This window comes from Amedibacillus sp. YH-ame10 (genome assembly GCF_053848885.1).
This window is the reverse complement of sequence record NZ_JBSPFA010000040.1, coordinates 1-23,117: the sequence shown is the minus strand read 5'-3', so window position 1 is coordinate 23,117 and position 23,117 is coordinate 1. Positions and strand designations below refer to the sequence as shown.

General features: G+C 34.4%; 21 protein-coding genes. 2 read left to right on the top strand and 19 right to left on the bottom strand.

Annotation, left to right across the window (positions count from 1 at the left end):
* Positions 1 to 136: 136 nt before the first annotated feature.
* From ACWG42_RS13540 to pdxR, 19 genes are all read right to left on the bottom strand, one after another.
* Positions 137 to 613: a hypothetical protein gene (locus tag ACWG42_RS13540; RefSeq protein WP_455793094.1), complete on the bottom strand. Its 477-nt coding sequence runs from the start codon at positions 611 to 613 to the stop codon at positions 137 to 139.
* A 5-nt stretch (positions 614 to 618) separates the two neighbouring features.
* Positions 619 to 1,671: a DUF1700 domain-containing protein gene (locus ACWG42_RS13535; protein ID WP_455793093.1), complete on the bottom strand. Its 1,053-nt coding sequence runs from the start codon at positions 1,669 to 1,671 to the stop codon at positions 619 to 621.
* Entirely contained in the window at positions 1,664 to 1,987 is a 324-nt protein-coding gene (locus ACWG42_RS13530) for a PadR family transcriptional regulator (protein ID WP_455793092.1), read from the bottom strand. Before ACWG42_RS13530 ends, ACWG42_RS13535 begins: the two co-directional genes overlap by 8 nt.
* Positions 1,988 to 2,091: 104 nt before the next feature.
* The gene (locus tag ACWG42_RS13525) at positions 2,092 to 2,715 is read right to left on the bottom strand and encodes a heavy metal-binding domain-containing protein (RefSeq protein ID WP_455793091.1); all 624 of its coding nucleotides are present in this window, start codon (positions 2,713 to 2,715) and stop codon (positions 2,092 to 2,094) included.
* Positions 2,716 to 2,735: 20 nt separating this feature from the next.
* Positions 2,736 to 3,251 (bottom strand): deoxyuridine 5'-triphosphate nucleotidohydrolase, encoded by a 516-nt coding sequence (locus ACWG42_RS13520; RefSeq protein ID WP_455793090.1) that lies wholly within the window; start codon positions 3,249 to 3,251, stop codon positions 2,736 to 2,738.
* A gap of 80 nt (positions 3,252 to 3,331) precedes the next feature.
* Entirely contained in the window at positions 3,332 to 5,170 is a 1,839-nt protein-coding gene (locus ACWG42_RS13515) for an ABC transporter ATP-binding protein (protein ID WP_455793089.1), read from the bottom strand.
* Positions 5,163 to 6,950: an ABC transporter ATP-binding protein gene (locus tag ACWG42_RS13510; protein WP_455793088.1), complete on the bottom strand. Its 1,788-nt coding sequence runs from the start codon at positions 6,948 to 6,950 to the stop codon at positions 5,163 to 5,165. Before ACWG42_RS13510 ends, ACWG42_RS13515 begins: the two co-directional genes overlap by 8 nt.
* A gap of 63 nt (positions 6,951 to 7,013) precedes the next feature.
* The gene (locus ACWG42_RS13505; protein ID WP_455793087.1) at positions 7,014 to 7,274 is read right to left on the bottom strand and encodes a TIGR03905 family TSCPD domain-containing protein; all 261 of its coding nucleotides are present in this window, start codon (positions 7,272 to 7,274) and stop codon (positions 7,014 to 7,016) included.
* A complete protein-coding gene (locus ACWG42_RS13500; RefSeq protein WP_455793086.1) occupies positions 7,274 to 7,768 on the bottom strand; it encodes a Gx transporter family protein in 495 nt (164 codons plus the stop codon). The genes ACWG42_RS13505 and ACWG42_RS13500 overlap by 1 nt, the downstream gene beginning before the upstream one ends.
* 17 nt (positions 7,769 to 7,785) lie before the next feature.
* A complete protein-coding gene (locus tag ACWG42_RS13495; protein WP_455793085.1) occupies positions 7,786 to 8,163 on the bottom strand; it encodes a NusG domain II-containing protein in 378 nt (125 codons plus the stop codon).
* An 81-nt stretch (positions 8,164 to 8,244) separates the two neighbouring features.
* Complete coding sequence (locus ACWG42_RS13490; RefSeq protein WP_455793084.1) at positions 8,245 to 8,670, bottom strand: FMN-binding protein; 426 nt, start codon at positions 8,668 to 8,670, stop codon at positions 8,245 to 8,247.
* Positions 8,671 to 8,772: 102 nt separating this feature from the next.
* Positions 8,773 to 9,192 carry a hypothetical protein gene (locus ACWG42_RS13485; RefSeq protein WP_455793083.1) on the bottom strand — a complete coding sequence of 140 codons (420 nt, stop codon included), beginning with the start codon at positions 9,190 to 9,192 and terminating at the stop codon, positions 8,773 to 8,775.
* Between the two features lie 128 nt (positions 9,193 to 9,320).
* Positions 9,321 to 10,802: a glycerol kinase GlpK gene (gene glpK, locus ACWG42_RS13480; RefSeq protein WP_455793082.1), complete on the bottom strand. Its 1,482-nt coding sequence runs from the start codon at positions 10,800 to 10,802 to the stop codon at positions 9,321 to 9,323.
* Positions 10,803 to 11,095: 293 nt separating this feature from the next.
* A complete protein-coding gene (locus ACWG42_RS13475; protein ID WP_455793081.1) occupies positions 11,096 to 13,705 on the bottom strand; it encodes an ABC transporter permease in 2,610 nt (869 codons plus the stop codon).
* Positions 13,702 to 14,385 (bottom strand): ABC transporter ATP-binding protein, encoded by a 684-nt coding sequence (locus tag ACWG42_RS13470; protein WP_455793080.1) that lies wholly within the window; start codon positions 14,383 to 14,385, stop codon positions 13,702 to 13,704. Before ACWG42_RS13470 ends, ACWG42_RS13475 begins: the two co-directional genes overlap by 4 nt.
* Before the next feature lie 72 nt (positions 14,386 to 14,457).
* Complete coding sequence (locus ACWG42_RS13465; protein ID WP_455793079.1) at positions 14,458 to 15,441, bottom strand: sensor histidine kinase; 984 nt, start codon at positions 15,439 to 15,441, stop codon at positions 14,458 to 14,460.
* Complete coding sequence (locus tag ACWG42_RS13460; RefSeq protein WP_455793078.1) at positions 15,428 to 16,123, bottom strand: response regulator transcription factor; 696 nt, start codon at positions 16,121 to 16,123, stop codon at positions 15,428 to 15,430. Before ACWG42_RS13460 ends, ACWG42_RS13465 begins: the two co-directional genes overlap by 14 nt.
* A gap of 64 nt (positions 16,124 to 16,187) precedes the next feature.
* Positions 16,188 to 20,039, bottom strand: coding sequence for an EAL domain-containing protein (locus ACWG42_RS13455; RefSeq protein ID WP_455793077.1), 3,852 nt, complete (start codon positions 20,037 to 20,039; stop codon positions 16,188 to 16,190).
* Positions 20,040 to 20,273: 234 nt separating this feature from the next.
* On the bottom strand, positions 20,274 to 21,644 hold the full coding sequence (gene pdxR / locus ACWG42_RS13450) for a MocR-like pyridoxine biosynthesis transcription factor PdxR (RefSeq protein ID WP_455793076.1): 1,371 nt from the start codon (positions 21,642 to 21,644) through the stop codon (positions 20,274 to 20,276).
* A gap of 122 nt (positions 21,645 to 21,766) precedes the next feature.
* Between pdxR and ACWG42_RS13445 the strand changes: the two genes are divergently transcribed.
* Positions 21,767 to 22,300 (top strand): ECF transporter S component, encoded by a 534-nt coding sequence (locus tag ACWG42_RS13445; protein WP_455793075.1) that lies wholly within the window; start codon positions 21,767 to 21,769, stop codon positions 22,298 to 22,300.
* On the top strand, positions 22,297 to 22,788 hold the full coding sequence (locus tag ACWG42_RS13440; RefSeq protein WP_455793074.1) for an ECF transporter S component: 492 nt from the start codon (positions 22,297 to 22,299) through the stop codon (positions 22,786 to 22,788). Before ACWG42_RS13445 ends, ACWG42_RS13440 begins: the two co-directional genes overlap by 4 nt.
* The last annotated feature ends 329 nt before the right edge of the window (positions 22,789 to 23,117 follow it).

The window sequence follows — 23,117 nt, the reverse complement described above, 5'->3', positions numbered from 1 at the left end:
GAGAATCAAAAGTAAAAACTTGTCGTGTCCTTCTTTGGCTCTTCTTAGAGCCTTTTCGTCATGTTTTTTTCGTTTTCTCTCATTTCCACTTAAATTATGCAAGTTCCTAATAGATAAAAAAACTGCATTTCTGCAGTTAATAATCATAAGATGAAATACGTACACGTTCTTTATTTGCATAGCTTGTGGTAATGATGATATTTCCACCTTGTAGTTCATAAATCTTACGTTCCTTTAAACCTTCTAAGAAGTATTTAAAATGATCCCATCCAGTAAAGAAATCACCGTTATATCCATCAATATCGTTCACTACAACTTGTAAGTCAGAACGTGAATATGAGACTGCATCCGAGAAAGATATCTTCACACGATCTTTCATGCTTTCATCATACACATACTCATAAAAATAATCACCATAAGTATCCTCCATGCGTATATCTATCATCTCGTTTTCCTTCACATTGAACACTTCACTACGATATCCAAGTTTGTTATTTGATAAGATTTCTTCTGCACGTACGTGATCAAATTGACCAATCTCGAAGATCAATGAGGTAGTACCGATTGCCATCATAACAACACCTATAATAAATGATATAAGAAATTTTTTCATATCGATTACCCCTTTCTCCATAAGACACTATGCAACAAGGATAAAAACGCACCTGTTACAAACAATCCACCAACGACTAAGAAGTAAGCTCCTACAAGAGTAAATCCTTGAATACTCAATACCACCATAGCACCTAGTGCACAACACAATCCAACAATGATACCAATAAAAGGAATCAACAATAAGCAATAGAAGATTCGCATTAAGACACGAAATACACTGGTTACATTCTCTTCTACTCTGCTAGTCCCATACGTTCTTTGACGCATGCGATCTTCTCTAGACTCATATCCAGTTCTCTGTCTTCTCTCTTCTTGTTCCTCAAATGAAATATCTTCCTCTTGTACATCTTCGATATCTTCAGCTTCATAGAAGTCTTCTCTTTCTTTTCTTTCATGATTTGTATAACTTTGACGATTGTTTTTAGCATGCATGTTATGTCTAGCTTGTTCAAAACTAAAGCTATCTTTAAAATCATCAAACACAGAAGAATCACTGTTAAAATCATTTGGATTACGATATCGATTGATTCGCTTCATCACTACATTTACAATGATCACAATGAAGACTACGACATAAGCAAGCTCGATGACCACTTTCCAAATACCACCAAGTATATGACCAATTCCCAACGGTATGATGTTTCTTAGTAAAGAACCACCCAAGCTTCCTACAAAGCTAAATGGAAGATGCAACACAGATAAGATAATTAAAATTACTAAAATTTCAAAAATCAATCGCACAACATCATCTACTTCCAAAGAAGTAAAGGAACCAATAAAACGTTTAAATCCATCATATAAATTATCCATAAAACTATTAAATTTACGATCAAAACTTTGATTTGCTCTAGATGTATTGATTTTATATGCATCCAATATTTCATCTACCAATTCATCAATATTTCCAAAATCCTCAATCGCTTCTTCTTCACTTTTTCCATCCTGTACCTTCATTTCAATATGCGTACGATATTCATCAATAATATCTCTACGCTCTGACTCATTAATGAGTTGAAGTTTTCTATCCAATGTACTCAAAAATTCCTCTTTATTCATGTATTTCACTCTCCTTAATAAAAGTATTCACCTGTTCATGGAATGCATTCCATTCTTTTAACAGCTCTTTTGTCCGCTCTTTTCCCATACTTGTAATCTTATAGTATTTTCTAGGCGGTCCTTCTGTTGATTCAATCAGATACGTATCAAAGTAATGTTCATTCGTTAAGCGTTTCAATAAAGGATAAATCGTACCTTCATTGACATCGATAACTTTACTTACCTCAGATACTAGCTCATACCCATACATATCTTTTTTATAGACACTCAAGAGCACGATGAGTTCCAATACACCCTTTTTAAATTGAGTATTCATCAGCACCACCTCCACTACTATAATACATCCAGTACTTTGCATTGTCAAGTACTAAAAAATAAATAATACCTTACATTGCATAGAAGCAACATAAGGTATCTAAATTATTCTTCAATTTTTTCTATTGTTACACTTGTTCCATTATAAATCGCACCGATTAAATTACCTGAAAACATCGTATATTCCATATCCACTCCGATGATGGCATTACCACCAACACCCAAGGCAGCTAAGACAGCCCGTTTTTTTGCGGCATACCTTGCCTCTTTTAATTTATTGATAAATGCTTCAGATTCTACGCCAAAGGTATCCGACCAAGAGGCATCCCAACTACTTAAAAACCCAGTACCTAAAACGCTCTCCCCACTAATTACGCCATGATATTTTATAATCCTATAGCCTTCAAAAGTATGCCCAGTTGTCATCATAAACTCATCCAAGTTTTGTTCCATAGCTTTTACTTTTTTTACTGCTTCTGCTTTTCTTATATATTGTTGAAACCATGTATCTACAGCTTCGATTACATGTGGTGGAAATCCTTTTTGTAGCATTTCATCATGAGCTAAACTTTTCTTATTTCTCACTTCTTCAAAACTAGCAAACTTACGTCCATTTTCAAATGCCTTTAAACCTTCATAACAATTCGCGCATAAGATGACTCCTTGAAACTCCACTGGATATGTGCCTAACCCCTCTGCTCTTTTACCACATACTTCACATTTCTTCATGATTTTTGTAATCCCCTTTCTTATGGTTTATTGGTACTTCCAAAACCACCATTTCGCACATCACTTACATCATCATCCTCCACGATTCCAAAAGGTAAGAAAATCCCCTGTACCATGGCTTCCCCTTGTAATAACTGTACACTTTTCCCCTGATTGGAGTCATTGGTTAGTTTTACAAACATATGTCCTTGATTATCTGAATGATAATAGTCACTATCGATAATCCCTGTGGTATTATCAATTTGTAAACGGTACTTAAACCCCAATGAACTTCTTGGGTGAATGGTTAACACCCATCCTTCTTGTATGTTTACTCGTATGCCTGTTGGTATTTTTATGCTTTGTTTTGGTGGCAAAATAAACTGTACGGGTGTAAAGAAATCATACCCAGCAGAGCCTGTTGTAGCACGTCTTGGTAGTTTGATTTCATCATATATGTTTTGAATTTGTACACTTGTACTCTCTGGAAAACTATCTTTCCAATCTGCTTCGAATTGATGATAGGATACTTTTGAAAACTTTGCGATTTTCTGCATATTGACACTTCCTTTTCGTTACTTAAAGTGTACCATATTTTTAGAAATTTGACATAGAAAAAGCAAGGATTTATCCCTGCTTAATTGTAAAATGAATGTTTTTGTTTTTCTTCTAGATATTGTGAAGTAAAGAGTTCATAATAATAGCCTTTCATCTTCATCAATTCATCATGTGTTCCCTGTTCTGTAATACGGCCGTGTTGTAAGACAACAATGCTATCTGCTTCTACAATAGTACTTAGACGATGGGCAACTACAAAACTTGTTCGTCCATCCAATAGTTTGGATATCGCAAATTGAATTGCCTTTTCGCTTTCTGTATCAATAGAACTTGTTGCCTCATCTAATATAACTATGCTTGGATTTGATAAAATCGCTCGAGCAAATGAAATCAACTGCTTTTGACCCGTGGATAAACGATCTCCACCTTCTCCAACTTCACTGTCATAACCTTTTTCTAAACGTTCGATGAAGTCATGAGCTTGTATCAATTTCGCAACCTCGATTACTTCTTCATCACTTGCTTCAGGTCTTCCATAACGGATATTATCTCGTATAGTTCCACTGAATAAATTCGGTGTTTGTAAAACATACCCTATTTTAGAATGAAGCCAACCAACACTACGATTACGAATGTCACTTCCATCCATTAAGATGGCACCTTCACTTGGTTCATAAAAGCGACATAACAGATTTACAATCGTACTTTTGCCAGAGCCCGTTTCACCGACCAAGGCAATCATTTGTCCCTGTTTCACATGTAAATTAAAGTCATGTAACACAGTTTCTTTTTCATTGTATCGAAACTTCACATGTTCATAATCAACATCCCCGTAAAGTGGTTCATAGGCTTCTTTTTTCTCATGTAAAAGTGTACCATATTTCTCAATAACATCTTCACGATCTTGTATTTCTACCTCTTCTTCTAACAGTGATACCACACGTTCTGCACTTGCTTGTGCCATCTGGATTTCTGTTAAAATACGTGCAATTTGTTTCAATGGTTCAAAAAATAATGTTGCATAGTTCACAAACATTACAAGGGTACCAAATTGAATGGTTTTAAGTACCACTTGTTGTCCTCCGACCACTAACAACAAAGCAATTACAACCCCACTCATGAAGTAAACGATTGGTTGAAAGATTGCGTTGATACGAATTCCACGCATACTATACTGATACATATTGCTCGTCTTTTCCTGGAATTCTTCAAAGTTCTCTTTTTCTATACCCAATGTTTTCGTTGTTTTCGCTCCATTGATACCTTCTGCAATTGAGGCTGTAATCTTAGAATTTTCTTTTCTTGTCTTACGTTGTGCTTTTAGTATTTTTCTTTGAAAATACATTGATACAAACCATAAGATAGGCACAATAACAAGTACTGCAATTGCCATTTGCCAATTGACAATCAACATTACAATACAAATTCCAATGATGACCAAAATACCCCATACCGCATCCGCCAATGACCATGCTAGAATTTCTGCGATTCTAGCGGTATCTGAAGTAACACGTGCCATCAACCATCCATTTGCAGTACGATCAAAATAAGAGAACGTAAGTTCTTGTATTTTATGAAAGCATTTTTTACGTAGATTCTTTCCAAAGGCACTCTCAATACGTGCAGCCAGACGAAAGAATACATAGAAAATAATACATTGTGAAACAATCATAAACAAATAAAACCCAATGAAATAAGGAAGTGAATCTGCATTTCCTTTATCTACGATATAAACATCGATTGCATATCGTTGTAACATTGGCATAACAATATCGGTAACTGCCAACAGTACATTAAACAACAACAAAGGTATTAAATAATTTTTATGTTCCCATAAAATCTTAAATATACGACTCCAAGTACCACGATCAAATACATCGCTGACGAACTCTTGTTCTTTCATATTTGGATTACTCATAATCATCACCTCCCGCATTCTGTAATTCATAAATTCTGCGATAGATGCCATCTTCTTTTAACAACTCTTCATGACTTCCCTTTTGCACAAGTTTCCCTTGATCCAATACCAATATCAAATCTGCAGATTGTGCACTGTTCACACGATGCGTAATCATAAACATCGTCATTGGATCCTCTAAGGAATTCAACGCATCTTGAATCATCGCATCCGTCTTTGTATCTAATGCACTTAAGGAATCATCAAAGATGATAATCGGACTTTTTGACAACAACGTACGCGCAATCGCAACACGTTGCTTTTGTCCACCTGATAAAGTAACTCCTTTTTCACCTACCATAGTGTCATACCCACTATCAAAAGCTTCAATATCTTTATGAATACTTGCTAAGCGTGCAATGGACATAACATCTTCTCGTTTTGCATCACGATTCGCTAATTCTATGTTTTCATAAATCGTTTTTGAAAACAAGAATGGTTCTTGTAAAACAATTTGCACATGTTCTCTTAACCAAGATTTCGCAATTTCTTTTAATTCTACTCCATCAATCGTAATAGAACCTTGATCATAATCATAAATACCACTCAACAAATGCACGAGAGAGGATTTTCCAGAACCCGTTGGTCCCATAATCGCAACCTTACTATGTGCTGGTACCTCAAAGCTTACATCTTTTAAAGTATGTTGTTCATCATCTTCATAATGAAAACATACATTTTGAAACACAATATTTCCTTTAATATTTGGACGTACACCACCCTCTAAGTCTTCCATTTCTTCATGCAATACTTCTTCTATACGGGTGATGGATACACTGACCTTTCCCATATCTGCTAGAATTCTTCCAAGTTGACGCATTGGCCAAACAATGGTAGATTCATACATCAAAAAGATTAAAAATGTTCCTAGCGTAAGTTCATTGTTCATTGCCATGATAATACCAAATACTACCATTAACAAAATCTGCAACTGTCCAATCAAATCTGAACAACTCCAGAACAAAGCTAACGCATGCATCAATTCGTACAATTTCCCACGATATTCTTCATTGCTTTCTTCAAACTTTTCAATTTCTACTTTTTCTTGATGAAATGCTTTTACTACACGCATGGCATTCAAATCTTCTTGTAATACTGTGGTCATTTTACTTTCCGCAAGATCACACTCTAAAAAGATTTTCTTAGCTTTCTTAAAAAAGATAAACGATACCAACAACAATATTGGAATCAACGAAATTGAAATCAATGTCAATTTTACATTACGACTGAACAATATAGCTGCCGCTAAAGATGCATTGATAATCGCAAACATCATCTCGGATAATTGAGACGCAATAAATCTACGGATTGTTTCAATATCTGAAGTACTTCTTTGTATTAAATCTCCACTATCTTTCATCTTATGATAAGAGAATGGTAATTTCTGTAAGTGATCATACATTTCATCTCGTACATTTCTTGCGAATGTTTCACTTACATTTCCTGTATGAACACTTCGTTTATGGATTGCGAATGCAGTACATAAATACACAATCACAATGAGTAAACTCCCTACCCATAAATTATCTTGTAGCCAAGATATACCCCCTAGCTGATTCGCTATATCGTTTAATATAGCATTTTCAAATGGAACACCAGCAATTACATTATCTACAATATACGATATAATCAATGGTCCCAATAACATGAACAGTGCATACATCAACACATCTAAAAAGATGAGCGAAAACTGTTTTCTATGTGGTTTGGCATACCGCCAAATAAACTTAATCTTTTCCATAATTCCCCTTTCTACAAAAAAATAGGCAATGAGTGCCTATCGTTCGACGTATTTCATCAATCCCTATTTTCGATGTTCTTGAGCATAACTTGCGAGTGCTTGAGAAATCTGATCTGGGCATGATGTAGGTTTTGCTCCACAGCGCACCCCTTGAAATACCTCTATGACTTCACTTATTTTCTTGTCTTTTAACATTCTTGATATTCCCAGCAAATTTCCTGCACAACCTCCAACAATAACTACATTACGAATAACATCGTTTTCAATTTCAAAGCGCATTTCCTGTGAACAAACTCCTTTTGGTCTATATACAAATGTTTCCATTATAATTCCTCCTTTCCTATTTTATGGATTCTTTTTAGTACCTGTTGTGCCATGAGCGCCACAAACAAGCCTGTGGGTATCGAAAGCAATGTTAAGATTGGTAATACTGCCTGCATAAAGAATTGTTGGTAGATAAAGGTAACGGCAATTACCTGCCCAACACTATGAAACACACTTCCAGCAACACTTACGCCAAATATGCTCATAGGGCTCTTCTTCTTTGCGATGATACAGGCAAGAGAGCTCAGCATCACTCCACATAACGATAACCAAAACCCAGTGCCAAAGATAACGCCCCTTAACAAAGACGCTAACACTACACGCATTACGTTTATCGATATCATCGTTTTTGCATCAAACAAATACAGTGCTATCAGTCCTACAATATTCGCAAGACCCAATCGAAACCCAGGAATAGGAATCGGTAGTGGTACCATAGATTCTACCATATGAAAGATAATACTAATCGCAATTAGCATTGTAATCGTTGTCATGTTCTTCGTACTCTTTATCATTGTATCACCACATCATCCCCGTTTTCTTCATCAACGGCTTCTATCATAACTACAATATTGTTTGGTAAACAAACAATGGGACGATTGCTATCTTTTACCCAACCTTGAATAGAACATAGATTTTGTGGAGATGTTTCCCTTTTCACACGTACTTGTTTATCCTTGATTTCTACAATTACATCACCAAGGCTACCTTTTACATGATAGGAATGATCCAACGATACATCAACACGTAATACTTCTTCATTTTTATAACTGACGACGACTTCTTTTGCTTTATTCTTTTCCTGTGCATGAATCCAAAACAGAGGCACATAAAACAAAGCAGAAGATATTACAACGACAAGTATAAATATTTTATCAGCTTTGTTCATAAATTCCTCCATATGCCTTTTATTATACTGTAAACGTTTGTATTTGAAAACTGTTTTCAAAAGAAAAGAGGATTTCTCCTCTTATTTTGCATTCTTTTCCCCATCTTTAATCGCTGCGATAAAGCCATCTACAGAAATTGTACATCCACTCTTTACATCATCATTTTCTGCTTTTCCATCTGCGTTCACTTTGATTTTATCGACACCGTTCTTCTCTACATAATCTTCGAAGAAATCAACTTGCTCATCCCACTCTTTATTGATAGGACTCGCTTGTTTCATATTGTAATCATCACCAAGCTCTTTTTTTGTTTTGTCTTTTCCCTTCGCAGTTTCATCAATATCCACATCTTTTATCTTTCCATCTTCCAACTCTACTTTTGCAGTAGTAACTTCCCCATTGCTACTCGTATGTGTGCCAGTACCTTCTGTTTTCACTGGTTCTTTACTGCTTCCACATCCACAAAGTAAAAATCCTAAGCCTAAACATAGCCATTTCTTATTCATAATATCATTCCTTTCATACTATTTCTAGTATGCGGTATGAACCATCTTTTATTCATCTTTCACAAAAAAAAGAAGGGAATTGTTCACCTTCTTCTCATATCTTTATTTTGCGGCTTCTTTTGCGTTATTAGCAGCTTCCATAACACTCGTCAAAGAAACTGTACATCCAGCTAAAATATCATCGCCAGTTGCTTTTCCATCGTCTCCTAGTTTCACTTTATCCAAACCATTCTTTACGATGTAGTCTTCTAAGTATTTGATTTGTTCAAACCATTCTTTTTTAGCCTTTTTGCTATCTGATTTCATGCCATAATCATTACCAAGTTCTTTTTTGGATTTCCCTTTTTTGGTTTCATCCAATTTGATAGATACAACTTCATCACCCTTCATAACAATTTCAGCAGTTGCTTTGTCTCCTTCTTTGTTAACAGCAGATTCACCACTGCCTTTTACCTCTTTAGCAGAGCTTCCACAACCTGCCAAAACAAGTGCCATAAGTAATACTGCAGATAATTTTTTCATAATTTCCTCCATGCTAATTTAATAGCTTATCTGTATGTTCCCATTCAACCTGTTAAATAGTAACAAATACTCTATAAGGTCGTCAATCAAATTGCATCGAATTACAACAGTTAATTTTTACCATCCCTTTAAAAGTTAATTACTGCTTGGATAGCTTTCTGCCATCGCTCTAAATTCTCCCTTCTAAGCTCTTCTTTCATGGATGGATAAAATTCTTTAGAAATCTGGAATTGATTTCGTATTTCTTCTTTGTTTTTCCAATACCCAACCGCAAGACCTGCAAGATATGCAGCACCTAGAGCGGTTGTTTCACTAATGGTAGAGCGAACGACACATGCCTTAGTGATATCGCTTTGAAACTGCAAGAGATAGTTGTTTAAACTTGCGCCTCCATCTACTTGCATTCGTTCTATTGAAAGTCCACTATCTTCCTTCATCGCATTTAATACATCATTGGTTTGATAGGCTAATGATTCTAGTGTAGCACGTATGATATGATCTTGCGTTGTTCCCCTTGTTAAACCAAACATAGCGCCTTTAACTTGGGCTTTCCAATAAGGAGCACCCAATCCAGTAAAGGAAGGAACTACAATAACTCCATCACTACTCTCTACACGCAATGCTCTTTCCTCACTATCTTTTGATTGATTTAAAATCTGCAAACCATCTCTTAGCCACTGAATAGCTGCCCCTGCAACAAAGACACTACCTTCTAGCACATAATCTACTTCCCCATTGATCCTCCAACCAACACAGGTAACAAGTCCATTACGAGAACGTATGAGTTTCTCTTTGGTATTCATTAATAGAAAACAACCAGTACCATAGGTGTTTTTCACATCTCCAGCGTCAAAACAAGTCTGTCCAAATAAGGCCGCTTGTTGATCTCCAATAAGAGAAGCGACTGGAATCGGCGTATTAAAAATCCCTTCACATACTCCATATACTTCACTACTATCACAAATCTTTGGTAACATGCACATAGGAATGTTCCAAAGTTTACATAATTCTTCATCAAACTCTAACGTCTTAATATTCATCAACATCGTACGAGATGCATTTGACACATCACTCACATGTACTTTTCCTTTTGTAAGTTTCCACAACAACCATGTATCCATCGTACCAAACAAGAGTTCACCATGCTCTGCACGAGCTTGGGCACCTTCCACATGATCTAATATCCAACGTATCTTACTTGCGGAGAAATAAGGATCCAACAACAACCCTGTTTTTTCTTTGACCCACTCTTCCATACCCTCATCTTTTAATCGCACACAGTATTCATCACTTTGACGAGACTGCCATACAATCGCAAAATAAATTGGCTGTCCACTTTCTTTATCCCATACCACCGTAGTTTCTCTTTGATTGGTGATACCAATTGCTTCAATTTGTGAATCTTTGATTCCAGCTTTTGCCATCACTTCAAAGATAACTCCAATAGTACTTGCCCATATATCATTTGCATTTTGTTCCACCCAACCAGGATGGGGATAATAATTTTCTAATTCTTTTTGTGCTAACGCAAGAATATTACTTTCTTCATCAAATAGTATTGCACGAGTACTTGTAGTACCCTGATCGATTGCCATAATGTACTTTTGCATATAAAGACCTCCATAAAGCTTATCAACTATATCGATTATATCACATTTGAAAGCGTTTACCACGAATAAATGAAACATTTATTTCTCTCACTTATAACCTTCGTAGTTCACCCCTATATTTATAAGGTTTCCATACCATCCCATCTTTTGTTCTTACACTTTACAAATACGAAATAAATTAAAAAATTCTAGAAAATAAACAAACGTTACACTTTTTCTCAGCAATACACAAATTGGATAGTTTGATATAGGCTCAAAAAAAAGCCATCATTTTTAAATGATGACTTTCGTTTTTAAATACTTTCTTGTCGAATCGTTTCTACAATATTATCTTTCTTTAATTTTCGTAATGCGTACTGTGTAATACAAAATAAAATTAGGAAGATGAATACTATCATAATGATATTGGAACTCACAGGAATCTCAAAAGTATATCCAAAGGTACTATTTAATATCAAATAAAGCAAATACATAGCTCCTACTCCAAGAATTCCACCATAAATGCATGCTTTTACCCCATAAGATAAAATTTCAAACATCATCATTTTTTGAAACTTACGTGGTGTTATACCAACAGAGTGTATCATTGCGAATTCCCTTTTTCTTAGGTTGATTCCTGTGGAAATTGTATTGATGATGTTGGCAATACAAACGATCGCAATCAATGATGCAAATCCATATAGAAGGATATTAATGAGCAAAGATTGTTGACTCCTAGAACGCATAAGTTGTGAATAGTTATGAATATACATAGATAATCCATTATTCTCATACTTTCGTTGTATAACTCCAAGTTCTTGTTCTAAGGCAAGGTCGTCATCTGTAGTGAATTCTACATTAAAGCTTGGAAACATTGCAGTATCACTTACTTTTTGATTTTCAAGCACTAGTTTCGCAAAATTCTCTTCGTTCGTTACTATCATAATCGTTGGGAAAAACTCCATATCAGAAGAAGCATCAACAGGGATTTTCTTATCACTAACATGCGCAACTCGCACATTCACAAAGGCATTGAGAACACCTTGAGCATCCATTTTTTGGATATCCATATGGTCATTTTTAGAAATATCAAGCCACTCTACTTCTTCGTATTTCTGTTCATTAGGATATTTATAGGATCCTTTGTTAACGAGAATAATAGAAGGTTCCCTTGAAGACATTGTTTCTTTTGACACACCAATATCTTTTGCATATGTATCGAATGATGTATCATCTAGTACAATAAGCTCATATGATGGTTCAATTCGCAAGTTATCAATACCCTCCATTTGTGCATAATATGCTTTGTTCATAAAGTCGACTGCTTGTTTAGTGAAATTGACTTCTTGATCATAAATAATTGGCATCCGCTTATAGGTTGTTATACTCTTTGCATTTCGTGTATTTTTTAAATCCTTAATCATTTCCTTGCTTGGCTCGATATATTGTTTTGAATCATACTCTTGTGTAACCTGTAGCTTGATATCAAATAGAGAATTTTCTTGTACTAAGAAATAAGATTTTTGTACAAGAGAGGAAAAATAACTTGCGCTCATGAATAATATCACACAAATAACAAGAGATGTTAAAGTCGCAATATATCGAGAACGATTACGTTTCATATTTTTTAAACCTAGTTCTCCCTCAATTCCAAAAAGTTTGCGTGTAAGTCTTTCTTTCTTCCTATGATATTTTCTAATCTTAATATCTTTGTTTTGACGAATTGCAGAGATAGGAGAAATTCGTTGAGCCCTTCGGGATGGAATCCAAGCGGATAGAAATAAAATCAGGATTGCAAATATTACTGTCAATAAAATACTCCATCCTTCGATGATTACTTGTAATCCTACTGCAGTGCTTCCAAATAAACCTTCAATATAAGGATTCATCAATGCGAAAGTAATAATAAGCCCTAAAATACTTGTTAGGATACCTAATGGAATCGAAATCATTCCAATTACACCTGCTTCAAAGAAGACAGAATTTCTACGTTGTTTTCGTGTAGCTCCAACGCTTGAAAGCATTCCAAGATAACGACTTCGCTCACTTAATGAAATAGAAAACGCATTATAGATAAGAGAAATGCCACCTATCATAATAATAAGAAATAGAAGTATACACGCCTTAACGATGACATCCATTAGACCATCTTGTGCTGTCCCATAAAGATAAGTAAGAGCGATATGAACTGCATAATCTTGCCTTTCAATATCATATTTTTCCGCAATCATATCCATGTCATTTTCTATAGTTTGCTTATTAACAAATGTCACATATAGTTTATAGTTTTCACTTTTTTGAAAATTTGTAAATGCATAAAATACTGGTTCTTGTTTCATTTCTGCATTTACTTCCACCATTCCACTAATCACAAATGTTTTTGTTTCTTTTTGTTCTTCTTTAATTACATTCCCATCAGCATCCAAGATTGCATCTTTCTTTATAAGAAGCTCTATCGTATCGTTGATTTTATAAATAAAATTTTTATCATTCATCAGTTCTTCACAAAGGACAATTTCATTATCTTTTGTTGGAAGTCTTCCCTCCTTTAGAAGGACACCACCTAACTGTGAATGTTCTGTATCCATTCCTAGGATAGAAAGATCACTTCGATATGTATTCTCTATCGCAATAGAACTTTCTGTTAAAGATGACGTAGCAATATTACTCAAACGAAATGTTTTTTCAAAAGCATCTTCTTTTACAATGTTTTCTATAACATCTTCATCATCAATTACAAAAAAGCCTTCATAACTTCCCTTTTCTGCGATACTAGAGCGAATCATTACATCTTGAAAAGATGTCACAAGAATACAAACTGCAGAAATCATCGCAACGCAGATAGTAACTCCAACTATGGTCACTATGGTTCGTTTCTTGTTTTGATGCATACATTTCCATGTGACCTTCTGCATAATGTTCATCGACGAATCACCTCATCCTTAACAATTCGTCCATCCTCAATTGATATAATACGATCTGCTTGTATCGCAATATTTTCATCATGTGTTATAACAATCAATGTCTGTTTATGTTTCTTATGCAAACTTTTCAATAAGTTGATGATTTCTTCACTGTTTTTTCGATCTAAATTCCCTGTTGGTTCATCCGCCAAAAGAAGAACAGGACTTGCAATGAGTGCACGACCAATGGAAACCCTTTGTTGTTGTCCACCGCTCAATTCATTTGGAAGATGATGCAAACGATCTTTAAGCCCTAATGTCGCAACCAACTCTTTGTAATGTGCATCGTTGACTTCTCGATGATCCAACAACAATGGAAGCTGTATATTTTCTTCCACATCCAATACTGGAATCAGATTATAAAATTGATAAATAAGACCGATTTGTCGTCTACGAAAAATTGCCATCGCACTCTCATCTAGCGCATACATATCTTTATCATCAATATACACTTTCCCATTGCTTGGTGTATCTACACCTCCAAGAATGTGCAACAATGTAGATTTACCAGAACCACTAGCTCCTACAATTGCCACAAACTGCCCTTGTTCTACACTAAAACTAACATTATCTAATGCCTTTACTTGGTTTTCACCTGTGCCATACACTTTCGTGAGATGCTCCACTCTTAATATTTCCATACCTTACCTCCTTGATATCTTTATCATACACGTTCATTATGACTCGTTCATGACATATAGATGACAGTTTTGTCATTTATAGAAGGTAATGGTAAACGTTGTACCTTCCTGTTTTTTACTAACCACTTCAATAGAAGCATTGTGTTGAATACAAATGGAACGTGATAATGCCAAACCAATACCAACACTATCACTTGCCGCATTCTTGCCTCGGTAAAAACGTTCAAAAACATGAGGTAAATCTTCTCCATCAATACCACATCCATGATCTATAAAAAACACTCGGGTATGTAAAGGAGTTTCTTGTACTTTGATTTCAATAGCGGAACCTTCTGCTGTATGTTCCAAACTGTTTTTAATAAGATTTCCAAATGCCTCACTTAACCAATTTTTATCTCCTTCGATAAAAATACGATCATCACAAGATATGACACATTCTTGATGTTTCAGTTCAATAAGAATTTGAAACGGTTCCAATGCACGCTGTAATATGTCATATAATGCAACTTTTTCTTTATGGAATGTTATAGCATTAGCATCAATCTTACTTATTTTTAGCAGAGATGATATAAGCCATTGAAGGCGTTTCATCTGTTCCCTCATTTGAACGATAAATTCCATTTTTTTCTCTTGAGGTAATTCTTCTTCCAATAAATCGCTCATCACCATAATACTTGTTAATGGTGTTTTTATTTGATGAGATATATCACTTAGTGCATTCGCAAGAAAATGTTTATCTTTTCGTAGTTCGTCTGCTTGCTGTCGAAGAATATGAATGATTTTATAAATATCGCTTTTTAAAATACTAAGTTCTCCTTCAGCATACTCTTGTACTTCAAAATATTGTACACCTTGATATACTTTTTGAAGATATACGCATAGTTTCTCAACTTCCTGATAACGTAGTTTTGTATATATGAAAAAAAGTACATATGCTGTACATGCTACACATAAAAATCCAATTAAAAAATTTGTTATTAAACTAATTAATAAACACCCCAATACCATGATTCCATAAACATATGTCCCTTTTCGAATTTCCTTATTCTTCCACATATAAATTCTCCAAACGATAACCCAGTCCCCGGACTGTCACTATGATAGTAGGTTCTTGCGCATCCTCTTCTAATTTTTCACGAAGCCTACGGATGTAGACACTCAATGTATTATCGTTCACAAAATTACCTGCGACATCCCATAGACTTTCTAGAATTTGTGAACGTGAAAGCACTTGCCCAGGGTGATTTAAAAACACTAAAAAAAGACGGTACTCCATTGCCGTCAAGAGCACTTCCTCACCATACTTATATACTTTCCCACTTTTTGTGTGAATTTCAATATGTCGAATATGGTATTTTCCAGCATGTTCTTGTTGATGATATCGCCGAGATACAGACTTAATACGACTTAATAATTCTTTCACCCGAAATGGTTTTGTAATATAATCATCACCACCCAAATCTAAACCCATAACTACATTAACTTCATCATCTAGTGCAGTCAAAAATATAACTGGCACATTTTGTTTTTGTTTTACAAACCTACATATGTCATATCCACTTCCATCACTCAATCCGATATCTAATAGTAATAAATCAAAGACTTCCCTTTCCAAACACTGTAGCGCCTCTTTCTTACTGCTACAATGCTGTACTGTATATCCTTCTTTTTCTAAAGAATATACAAGACCCAATGCAATTGCATGATCATCTTCTACAAATAATATCTTCAATTTCATCACCCCTTATCTTATTTCATTATAAAAGAAAACAGTCGTGAAGTCCACGACTGTTACAGAATTGTCACGATGCAACTTTTTCTTTTACTCTTGTCAAGAATGCCTTCTCAAACGTTGAAACATCCACTGGTCTACTGAATAGATATCCCTGAATCAAATAACATCCAAGATCCATCAATAAATTGCGTTGTTCCATGTTTTCAACACCCTCAGCAATAACTGAGATATGCAATTCTTTACACATATCAATAATATGTTTTAGAACCGTCATATTCTTCTCATGTAATTTCAAGGAATGTATTAAACTCTTATCAATCTTTAATACATCGACATGGATATCTGATAAAATAGAAAGATTTGTAAAATCTGTTCCAAAATCATCTAAGGAAAGTGAGAATCCTGCTTCATGGATCTGACGAGCACGTTGGTACAGCATTGTCTTACCAACATCCGCATAGCTTTCTGTAATCTCTATTTCAATATATTTTTTTGAAACATCGTGTTGTTTTACAATCATATTCATGATTTCAAGTAGATTCTCTTCCATCATTGTTAGACGAGAGAAATTAAGTGAAACGACAGGACATTGTTTTCCAGCATCTGTCCATTTCTTTATCAATCGACATACTTCATCAAATACGAATAAGTCAATGTAACGGATGATTCCATTCTGTTCATATTTTGATATGTATTCCGATGGTGGAATGATGTTTCCTTGTGCATCGATTTTTCGAATCAATGCCTCTGCACCAACTACTTCACCATACTTCGCATTCACTTTTGGCTGTAAGAAGATGACATATTCTTTTCGTTCAAGAGAAGATATCAATTCATCCTGCATTTTGTAATGGTCAATATTTTTTAATTCATTAATACGTGCCTTCTTTGCCTTTTTGTTAACCAATCTACTTTGTGTCGCAAATTCAATTAAAGTAGCTAGTTTCTTCTCTACCGCATCCCATGCATAACCAATAGAAATTGAGAATTCGTTCAGTGTTAAAACTTCATCTTGAAAACGTTCTATGGCATGTTCTAACTGTTTTAATTCTACATCCATAAAGATACTTTGAAATTCATCGCCACCTAATCTAAAATTGATAGCTCCACCAAAACATTCTTGCATTAAGTTTGCGACAGTTTTCAAGTATGTATCTCCTATTTTTGAACCCTTCAAGGAATTGATATTGCTAAGACCATTGATATCGATCATAATAACCGCAAGGTTTTTTACACTATCTGGATTGTACTGAGATACAAACTCATCATATTTCTTTCGATTATAAAGACCAGTTAAACTATCATATTTACGTGTATATAAAATATCTTCAAGCATCTTACACTTATGCCATTCATTTGCTATAAATGCCGCAAAATTCTTTAAGAATGATACATTTTGTAGATTTGCATGTAAATTATCAATTTGGATCATTCCTAATTCTTGGTTTCCATCATACAAACAATACCATTGTAAGTTTTGAATGTCCTTTTGCTTTAGGATTGTATACATACCATAAGATACAGTCATAATCGTTTCGCTATTTTCAATCATTAAATAATCTTTCCATTGACGACTATCTAAATAATTCGCAACAATCTTACGATCTTCCTCATCGTAACATAATAATTCATCATCTTGCTTCTTGCTACTATATACCCAAGGAGATTCTTCTCCATGACGCGAAATATCCCAGAAGCGAACAGTATCTGCTCTAAAATAAAGACCAATGGTTTCTAATGCTGACTCCATCACACCATCTAGTGTACTTGCCTTTTGCATATTTTGTATACCAGCTAAAATATAGGTTTCTTCACCCATATCACTTCGCAGAGAATCTACTACACTCTTATCATTTGATAAGTCAATCGCAAATGCTAAAAGAGCTTGATTCCCTTTCCAAGTTACCATTTTATTCTTAATCAAGAATTCTTGTTCTAACTTTTGATTATAATTTCGATACATAAAATACTTATCGTTAGTCCAATTGGATTTTTGACAGAATGGACAAGATGTTTGGCGATTATGTAACAAATCATAACATGTGCGGCCTCTACAATCGTTCTTTGTTAAACCCAATCGTTCATAGAATGCTTGATTACCTACTAACAACTCATATGTCTCTGGATGCACAAGGTATGCAATATCTCCTTGTTCTCCTATTAAACGATCAAATTCAGATTCATTAACACTCTCGATATTTTCTTCAATTTTAAAAATTTGATGCACAACACTTTCTGCTTGCTTATAGAATTCCTGACTTTCATCTTCCGCAACTAAATTATCCGAATACATAAAGAAAGAGTTTTCTTTTTTATTATTGATATGCATCAATGCCATATTTGCTTGTTTAAAACAATTTACAAACGTATCTTGTTTTCTAGCATACACAATACCCAAAGAAACAGTATATGGTATATCTTTATGCTGTTCCACCATATCAAACAAGGAATGAATACGTTTTTCAAGCCCACTTGTCTGCGTATCCTTTAATAAAATAATAAAATGATCATTATCATAACGCCCCAACACATCACGTTTTCTAAATACAGTCGATAAAATATTAGAAATAGAAACCAATATTGTATCTCCAGAAACGTATCCATATTGTTGGTTAATTGCTCTCATATCATTGATATTGCAATAGATAAAAGCACATATTTCATCTTGTGCCATATGCGACAAATAATCGCTGATTTCATCAATCAATGTTCCTCGAGAATATAAGTTGGTAAGATTATCAATTTTCTTTGCCTTCACTTCTTTTTCTTCATGCAAATGATTGATATTCTTCAAATACATCAATGCCATCAAATGATCATTCAATGGATTTTTAAACAAGTGAATTGTTATTTGCATCCATACCATTTTGTTTTGATCAACGATTCTTCTAAACTCACAGCCTAATTTCGTAATTCCATTATCAAAAGAATCATTCAAATTATTACGTTCTAGTACTTCGATATAATGTTTTCGATCATCTGGATGTACAATGATTTCAATAAAGGAATGGAATAATTGTGTATAGGTCATGGTATCTTTTACTTCATTGTATAGATTCCATAATCCACCCATTTTTAATATTTCATCATTGCTAATATCAAATTGTCCATAGGCAACTTTAGAAGACAAAACTGATTGATAGAAAAGAGATTGCTCCACATACTGACTAGCAGTCGTTTTTTGTGCATCTACATCACTCAATACACACAATACTTCTTCATGTCCACGAAACACATGCATCGACATATCAATTTGGATCCAAATATATTCTTGTTTGCTATTTAGCATTTGAATCTCTAACAACAACTGTTTCCCTAGTTCAGCGTTCTTCATAAACTCTACACAAGCATCTAATTCATGAATATAATCTGGATGTACTCTTCCGCTATCTAAAAGAACATTCGGAAATTTGCTTTGTTTTGTTACGCCACTTAAAACAAAAGAATCCATATGACAATAATGAATATCTTCTCCACTACGACCAAACAATAAAACACCAGATTTTCTATAATCCAGCAAATATTCAAAAATAGAGGTGATATCTTCTAAATGACGTCCCACTGCTTGATATCGATTGATATCAATACATTGCATAAATAATTCGAGTCCATTTTCTCCTTGAAATTTTTGTATAAAACAAAGTACAAAAGAGATATCGTTATCGCTCTTTTTGAAGCTCAACTTGAATTCTTTGTAATCCAACTCACTCAGCATGAACTCTTGAATTTCTATAAACTCTTCTACAGGTAAAAGAGCAGACAAACGTGCACCATTTTTCTGCTTCAATTCTTTTTCACTATAACCTACTAATTCATAAAAATTATCATTCGCATGCTCTATCACAATTTCTGACTTATCTGATATAAATGCATATGCATTTCTTAAATCCCTCAATTTTGTGTTTGTAATAGTATTCACACTTATCACCTCATCCAACACACACTTTTTCGCTATGGTTTATATATATTATAACTTGTTTCTTGCATAATTTGTATTTTTTTTTATATATTACAATAAAATTTACTTCTTTTATTATTTACTATACCATAAATATTACATATTTTTACCTAAAATACATGCAGTTTTATAACAAAATTAAACTCTATCTCACTCTTATACAAATACTCCATAACTATTCTCTTTCTTGTTTTCTTACATCCTAATAACTTGTAAATAGAGTGCATAAAGCTCTTCGATAGCTTTTTTCATATCATCTTCTATGATGGCCGCAAACGATAGCACCATATCTCCTTTATTTGAAATTGAAATACGTATCTGTCTATTTCTAGCATAATCCATTAGAGATTTTACATCAAGACTTTCTTCAAAATGCAAAATGTAACAGAGTGAAGATTCCTCCAAATGAATAGATGTATTTGGGAAATACGTACGCAATAATTCTTCCATATGCGTAGCTTTGGACGCATAGTGTTTACGTAATCTTTTTACATGACGCTCCAAATGACCATCACTGATATAATATGCAAGCGCTAATTGTTCGATTTTACTAGACATTGGCGTATAAAATCGCATTCGTTGTTGATATTTATGCAAGAGTTCTTCATTCAAAACACAATACGATATACGCAAAGCTGGTAGTAACAATCTAGAGAATGAGCCAATATACAACACCCTTTTCCCTCCATCAAACCCTTGCATTGCAGGCATCATTTTACTGTAATAACGCAGTTCCCCATTATGGTCATCCTCTATAATATAAGCATTTCTATCGTGTGCCCATTGAAGAAGTTGTTTCTGACGCTTCTTTGATAACGGTTGATGATAAGTTCCTGCTGCCGCACTATTGATATAGAGCACATTTACATCACTTTGATACAGTTCATCCACACAAATTCCTTCATCATCTGTCTTAAAGTACTGTATCGGTATTTGATAATCTTCACATACCATTTGTGCAGGAAGAAAGGTTTCCTTACTCATCCCAAAAACAAGAGGACGATTCATAAGTCCCAAAAGTATATACAATAATGATTGAAAACTTGCTCCTACCATTATATTTTTTTCATTGCACAACACCCCTCGCATTGCATATGCATAATTGGATAAGGCAATACGCAAGGATTGTTCACCCCTTGCTTCTCCATACGTCGTAATTTCTTGATGATGATCTAGTACTTCTTTTAGATATTTCTTCCAAAGTGTTACATCAAAGGCATCCTTATCCATACTTTGTGAACGGAAATCATAACGAATGATTTCTTCTTCATATGAATCCACATGTTCCATCACTTTCTTTCTTAACTTTACATGTTCTTCATCCACATCTACAAAGTATCCTTTTTGCGAGATAGATCGTATCAACCCATTCATTTCCAACACTCCATATGCTTTTTCTACACACGTCTTAGATACCTTAAACATTGTGACCGCTTGACGAATACTTGGTAATTGATCTCCTTGTTTCAAATATCCTTCTAGAATATCATCCTCTAGCTTTCGATATACTTGTTCATATAATTTTATTCCACGTTGTTTTTCAAAGTTCATTGCTTTTACTTTCATCTGTATCACCCCTTTAAGTATATCATAACTGTCCCCTGTTTTTTTATTATTTCTGTACATTTTTATATATACAGTCTTCTGTTATACTAAAGCTACCATTTTTTGGTAAAGGGAGGAAGCTTATGAAAACAACTACTTTTTCTACTAAGGAACTTGTCGTTTATGCCTTAGGAATGGCTGTCGTATTTAGTGTCACAATGTATATTAAGATTCCAAATGGAATTGATGGATATTTCAATTTAGGAGATGGTTTCATTTTATTATTTTCTTCTATTCTAGGACCTATTGGTGGTTTCTTTATCGGTGGATTAGGAAGTGCTTTAGCGGATGTTGCAGGAGGATATAGCTATTATTTCTTCTTTACGTTGATTATAAAAGGTTTGGAAGGATTTCTTGTTGGATGGCTTTTTCAAAAGTATGGAAATCGAGTACGCTTTATCGCATATTTGTTAGGTTCCATAATCATGGTGAGTGGATATTTCCTAGCGAAGTGGTACTTGAAGGGAAACTTATGGATTGCGGTTAGTGGCATCGTAGAAAATATCATTCAATCTGCCTTTGGATGTGTTATAGCACTTGTCGCACTGCCAGTTGTACAAAAGCATGTAGCGACTTCTAGAATTTATAAACAAGTATTGCATGAGGTGACAAAATGAAAAACAACAATATAAAAAGCATCGTCATATCTGCGCTAGGAATGGCACTTGTATTTCTAGCAACTTATTTGATCAAAATCCCTAATGGAATACAGGGGTATTTCAATCTTGGAGATGGGTTCATTATGTTATTTGCGTCCATTGTAAATCCATGGATGGCGTTCTTAATTGGAGGGATCGGTAGTGCACTTGCGGATATTGCGGGAGGGTATGCAATCTATTTCATCCCTACTTTGTTCATCAAAGGATTGGAAGGAATCCTCATTGCCTTTATCTTCCAACGTATAAAAACAAATCTAAAATATATTTCATATGCAATCGGAGCGCTTATCATGGTCAGCGGTTACTTTGTATGTGATTCCTTCATCAATGATAGTTGGGCATTAGGACTAAGTGGAATACCGGCTAATCTATTACAAGGAGGAGTAGGTATCGTAATCGCTCTATTAGCCCTTCCTATTTTAAAACGTAATATGAAAGATATTTAGCATTTTATAATTCTTCAATTCATAAAACAACTTAAACCTTAAACATATCACCTGTCTTTTTTTAACACAATATTTATAAATGTATAACTTCAATTCGCAAAGTAATTCTAAACTCAAATAATATCCCCTTTCTTTATTTAAGAACTCTAAACTTTTGTAGGGTCTAGGGGTACCTATAAACTTTCATAGGGTCACTATTTTTATGCCTCTAAACTTTTGTAGGGTTGTACTTTTTAAAAAAACCTTTCATGATAGAATTAATTTGTCCAATTAATCTATTACGAAAGGAGTTGGGAATATTCCCTTAAATGATTTTATCACACATGTTT

Coding starts and splice junctions, on each gene's coding strand:
- ACWG42_RS13540 (WP_455793094.1), bottom strand. CDS start 613: ATGAAAAAATTTCTTATATCATTTATTATAGGTGTTGTTATGATGGCA.
- ACWG42_RS13535 (WP_455793093.1), bottom strand. CDS start 1,671: ATGAATAAAGAGGAATTTTTGAGTACATTGGATAGAAAACTTCAACTC.
- ACWG42_RS13530 (WP_455793092.1), bottom strand. CDS start 1,987: ATGAATACTCAATTTAAAAAGGGTGTATTGGAACTCATCGTGCTCTTG.
- ACWG42_RS13525 (WP_455793091.1), bottom strand. CDS start 2,715: ATGAAGAAATGTGAAGTATGTGGTAAAAGAGCAGAGGGGTTAGGCACA.
- ACWG42_RS13520 (WP_455793090.1), bottom strand. CDS start 3,251: ATGCAGAAAATCGCAAAGTTTTCAAAAGTATCCTATCATCAATTCGAA.
- ACWG42_RS13515 (WP_455793089.1), bottom strand. CDS start 5,170: ATGAGTAATCCAAATATGAAAGAACAAGAGTTCGTCAGCGATGTATTT.
- ACWG42_RS13510 (WP_455793088.1), bottom strand. CDS start 6,950: ATGGAAAAGATTAAGTTTATTTGGCGGTATGCCAAACCACATAGAAAA.
- ACWG42_RS13505 (WP_455793087.1), bottom strand. CDS start 7,274: ATGGAAACATTTGTATATAGACCAAAAGGAGTTTGTTCACAGGAAATG.
- ACWG42_RS13500 (WP_455793086.1), bottom strand. CDS start 7,768: ATGACAACGATTACAATGCTAATTGCGATTAGTATTATCTTTCATATG.
- ACWG42_RS13495 (WP_455793085.1), bottom strand. CDS start 8,163: ATGAACAAAGCTGATAAAATATTTATACTTGTCGTTGTAATATCTTCT.
- ACWG42_RS13490 (WP_455793084.1), bottom strand. CDS start 8,670: ATGAATAAGAAATGGCTATGTTTAGGCTTAGGATTTTTACTTTGTGGA.
- ACWG42_RS13485 (WP_455793083.1), bottom strand. CDS start 9,192: ATGAAAAAATTATCTGCAGTATTACTTATGGCACTTGTTTTGGCAGGT.
- glpK (WP_455793082.1), bottom strand. CDS start 10,802: ATGCAAAAGTACATTATGGCAATCGATCAGGGTACTACAAGTACTCGT.
- ACWG42_RS13475 (WP_455793081.1), bottom strand. CDS start 13,705: ATGAACATTATGCAGAAGGTCACATGGAAATGTATGCATCAAAACAAG.
- ACWG42_RS13470 (WP_455793080.1), bottom strand. CDS start 14,385: ATGGAAATATTAAGAGTGGAGCATCTCACGAAAGTGTATGGCACAGGT.
- ACWG42_RS13465 (WP_455793079.1), bottom strand. CDS start 15,441: ATGTGGAAGAATAAGGAAATTCGAAAAGGGACATATGTTTATGGAATC.
- ACWG42_RS13460 (WP_455793078.1), bottom strand. CDS start 16,123: ATGAAATTGAAGATATTATTTGTAGAAGATGATCATGCAATTGCATTG.
- pdxR (WP_455793076.1), bottom strand. CDS start 21,644: ATGAAAGTAAAAGCAATGAACTTTGAAAAACAACGTGGAATAAAATTA.
- ACWG42_RS13445 (WP_455793075.1), top strand. CDS start 21,767: ATGAAAACAACTACTTTTTCTACTAAGGAACTTGTCGTTTATGCCTTA.
- ACWG42_RS13440 (WP_455793074.1), top strand. CDS start 22,297: ATGAAAAACAACAATATAAAAAGCATCGTCATATCTGCGCTAGGAATG.